General features: G+C 71.2%; 3 protein-coding genes. All 3 read right to left on the bottom strand.

The genetic code is table 11. From position 1 onward, the window contains the following. Positions 1-691: hypothetical protein (locus tag RT309_RS13990; RefSeq protein WP_313358005.1), on the bottom strand; the 691-nt coding region annotated here is incomplete at its 3' end. Between the two features lie 63 nt (positions 692-754). Further along, positions 755-1,687 (bottom strand): diacylglycerol kinase family protein, encoded by a 933-nt coding sequence (locus RT309_RS13985; RefSeq protein WP_313358004.1) that lies wholly within the window; start codon positions 1,685-1,687, stop codon positions 755-757. A 27-nt stretch (positions 1,688-1,714) separates the two neighbouring features. Then, the coding region (locus tag RT309_RS13980) for a bifunctional [glutamine synthetase] adenylyltransferase/[glutamine synthetase]-adenylyl-L-tyrosine phosphorylase (protein WP_313358002.1) at positions 1,715-4,206 on the bottom strand (2,492 nt) is incomplete at its 5' end.

The raw sequence follows: 4,206 nt of genomic DNA, 5'->3' as shown, positions 1-4,206 counted from the left end.
CAGCGCCCACCGCACCCACCAGCCGCGCCATCGCCACGGGGTCGCCGGCGGCTGCACGGTAGCGCTCCATGCGCGTGGCGTTCGCGTCGTACGCGGCGCCCGCGCGCACCTCGCCGACGTGATGCAGCGCGTACACACGTCCGGGGTGCCGCACGGGCGGTGCGCCGAGGATCGTCGAGTGCGCGAGGAACCACGCGGCGTCTTCGAAGCCCCAGCCGCGGAAGCCCTCGTCCTGACCGCCGTGGCTTCGCCAGGTGCGCGGTGTCGCGACGTACACGCCCGAGCAGGCGCCGTCGACGTACTGCTCGACGGTGCAGTCCGCGAGGGGCACGCCGGCGGCGTGATCGGCGGAGCCGGTGCGTCCGAGCCAGCGGTATTCGTCGTAGGGCAGGTGCACGAAGCGGCTCTCCGCCGCCGCACGGATCGCCGCGATCAGCGGTTCGCGTTCGGGGATGGTGTCCGCATCACCCACGACGACGACCTCATCCACGTCGGCGTTGCGCATGGCGGTGTTGCGGCACGCCGCGAGGACGAACGGCACATCCCCCGTGTCGACGGTCTCCAGCGGAACGTGCGGCAGCATCTCGCGGTACCACGCGATCACGCGTTCGTAAGCGTCGAGGCGGGAAGGCGCGGGACGCCACGGGATCACGATGCGAGCGGGGGGAAGCGGCGAGTCGAGGGTCGTCATGCACCGTCCTTTCCCTCTGAGCTTAGAGGAGGTCGGCGGCCGCGCCGCACCGCCACGAGCCCCTCAGCTGAGCACGCGCAGCGCACCCGGCTGCACGCGCACGGCGAGCTGGGAGATGTCGCCTGCCTCTTCGCCGTCGATCTCGAAGGGCACCGGTCCCGGCAGTGCCACGGCGATCGTCTCACCGGTGAGATGCTGCGCGAAGTCGATGCTCACGGTCTCGTCGTCACCGCCGAGCAGGCGCCGGATGCCGTTGTCCCAGACCACTGTGCGCAGGGTCTGCAGCCACTGCGAGACGTTGTCGGCGCTGATCAGCAGCAGGTCGAGGCGGCCGTCGTCGACCACGGCGTCGGGCAGCAGCGTCACCCCGCCCTGGATGTCGCCGCAGTTGCCGATCAGCAGGGTGTGCCCGCTGAGCAGCTGCTGTTCGCCGCCGTCGAGCGTGATGTGGAAGTCGACGGTCTCGGAGGCTGTGACCGCGCGTCCCATCGCGGCGACGTAGGCGAGCCAGCCGGCCTTGCTCTTCAGGTCGTCGTCGGTCTCGGCGAGCATGTGCGCGTCGAGACCGAAGCCGACCATGACCAGGAAACCGGTCTCCACCTCCGCATCGTCGGTGCGGGTCCAGCCCATGTCGATGCGACGCTCGTTGCCGGCGGCGATGACCTTCAGCGCGTTCGGGATGCTGCCGATCGGGATCCCGAGATTGCGGGCGAGCAGGTTTCCGGTGCCCTGCGGCACGATTCCCAGCGCCGGAGCGTTCTCGGCCGATGCGAGGATCTCGGCGACCGTGCGCACCGTGCCGTCGCCACCGACGGCGATGACGACGTCGCAGCCGGCACGCACCGCCTCGGTCGTCATGGCTCGGCCGGGGTCGTCGGCGGCGGTCTCCCACCACATCAGCTCGGTGTCCGCCGGGACGGCGGCGGTCACGGCATCCCGAAGCTCGTCGCCCTCGATCTTGGTCGGATTCCAGATGATCCCGAAGCGCTGCGCCATCTGCTCCCCCTTCATCACGGCTGAAGGTCAGCCGTAGAACTGCTTCTCGAAGACTCGCCGCGCCCGGCGCGTGACCCGGAGGTAGTCCTCCTCGAGCACGGTGGCAGCGCGGTCAGGATATCCCAGAAGACGACCCACCCCGTCCAGTTCGCGGATCTCGGCCGGCAGCACGTCCTTCGTCTGGCCGGTCAGCAGCGTCATGGCCGAGCGCAGCCGGCTGGCGAGCACCCACGCCTCCCGCAGTCGCTCCGCGTCGTCCGCGGGAAGCAGATCGGCGAGCACCGCCGCGTCGAGCGCCTGCAGGGTCGACGTCGTGCGCAGATCAGGCACCCGGTGGCCGTGCTGCAGCTGCAGCACCTGCACCATCCACTCCACATCGCTCAGCGTGCCGGGCCCGAGCTTGAGGTGCCGCCGGGGGTCGGCACCCTGCGGCAGCCGCTCACCCTCGACACGCGCCTTGATGCGCTTGATCTCGCGCACGTCCTGCGGCGAGACGCTCTGCGGGTAGCGGATGCTGTCGGCCAGCTCCGTGAACCGCGCGATCAGCTTCACGCTGCCGGCGATCCCCCGCGCGCGCAGCAGCGCCTGCGCCTCCCACGACAGCGACCAGCGGCGGTAGTACTGGGTGTACGCCTCGATGGTGCGCACGACCGGACCGTTGCGCCCTTCGGGGCGCAGGTCGGCGTCGAGTTCCAGCGGCACGCGCTGATCGGCCAGATGCTCGCGCAGGCCCGCGACGATCTTCGCGGCGTGCTGCTGGGCGCGCTGCGGATCGATGCCGTTCGCGTCGTAGATGAAGAGCACGTCGGCGTCGGAGCCGAAACCGAGCTCGGCACCGCCGAAGCGGCCCATCGCGATGATCGAGAAGTCCATCGCGTCGTCGTCGGGCGGCACGATCTCGCGGCGCACCGCGCGCAGCGCCGCCTGGATCGTCACCTCGGTGATCTCGGTGAGCGCCCTCGCCATCTCGTCGACGCCGACCTGCTCGAGCACGGCGCCCATCGCCGTGCGCAGCAGCTCACGCCGCCGCAGCGCCCGCACGGCTCGCAGCGCGGCCTTCGTCGTCGCGTGCCGGGTCTGGATCGCGCGCGCCTCCTCATCGAGCGCCGCCCCGCCGCGCGGACGCAGCGCGGCCGGCGTGTCGAGCCACGCGACCGACTCGGGGATCCACTCCATCAGCTCGCCGACATAGCGCGAGCTCGACAGCAGTCTCGTCAGCCGCTCGGCGGCGCCGGACGAGTCGCGCAGCATCCGCAGGAACCAGTGCGTGTCGCCGAGTCTCTCGCTGATGCGCCGGAAGGCGACGAGCCCGTAGTCGGGGTCGGTGCCGTCGGCGAACCAGCGCAGCATCACGGGCATGAGGTGCTTCTGAATGGTGGCCTTGCGGCTCAGGCCCGACGTGAGCGCGGCGATGTGCCGCAGCGCACCGGCGGGATCGCGGAATCCGATCGCGGCGAGACGCGAACCCGCCTGCGCCGTCGAGAGTGTGCGCTCCTCGGCCGGCAGCGCAGCGACGGCCGAGAGCAGCGGACGGTAGAACAGGCGCACGTGCTGATCGCGCACTGCGAGGCGCACCTCGTCCCAGATCTCCTGCAAGCCGGAGGCGCTGTCCGCCAGCGCCGTGGCCCGGGCGAGGCGCCGCATGCCCTCGTCGTCGCGCGGCATGAGATGCGTGCGGGTGAGGTCGTGCAGCTGCAGCCGGTGCTCGAGCAGACGCAGGATGCGGTACTGCTCGCCGAACGCGCTCGCCTCCGCCCGGCCGATGTAGCCGCCCTCGACGAGCGCGTCGAGCGACTCCAGCGTGCCGCGGGTGCGGATGCCCGCGTCGCCGAGTCCGTGCACGAGCTGCAGCAGCTGCACGGTGAACTCGATGTCGCGCAGGCCGCCGGGCCCGAGCTTGATCTGGTACGGTACGTCGTCGGCCGGGATGTGGTCGGTGACGCGCTCGCGCATGCGCTGCACGCTCTCGACGAAGTCGGATCTCTCGGCGCTCGTCCACACTTTCGGCTGCACGGCCGCGATGTACTCCTCGCCGAGCTGGGCGTCGCCCGCCAGCGGGCGGGCCTTGAGCAGCGCCTGGAACTCCCAGCTCTTCGCCCAGCGGTCGTAGTACGCCAGATGGGATGCCAGGGAGCGCACCAGCGCGCCCTGCTTCCCCTCCGGACGGAGGGCGGCGTCGACCTCCCACAGCGGGGGCTCGACCTCGACGCCGCTCAGAGCCGTCATGGTCTCGCGCGCCAGACGCGTGGCGATGTCGATCGCCCTTGCCTCGCTGACGACGCTCTCGTCGGCCGTGCCTGCGACGAAGATCACATCGACGTCGCTCAGGTAGTTCAGCTCACGGGCACCCGCCTTGCCCATGCCGATGATCGCAAGCCGCGTCGCGGCGATCTCATCGTGGGTTCCGGCGCGACCGGATCGCTCGACCACCGTACGCGCGATGGCGAGTCCTGCCTCCAGCGCCGCAGCTGCGGCGTCCGCGAGCGCGGCCGAGACGCCGGCGATCGCGACCGTCGCCG

It is taken from the genome of Microbacterium sp. (assembly GCF_032084865.1).
In the GTDB taxonomy this organism is placed as follows: domain Bacteria; phylum Actinomycetota; class Actinomycetes; order Actinomycetales; family Microbacteriaceae; genus Microbacterium.
Note: the sequence above shows the minus strand (reverse complement) of the source record. Positions and strands in the feature narration are given on the sequence as shown.

Bases quoted from the DNA above. Each gene is read 5' to 3' on its own strand.
- RT309_RS13985 (WP_313358004.1), bottom strand. From the start codon at position 1,687: ATGGCGCAGCGCTTCGGGATCATCTGGAATCCGACCAAGATCGAGGGC.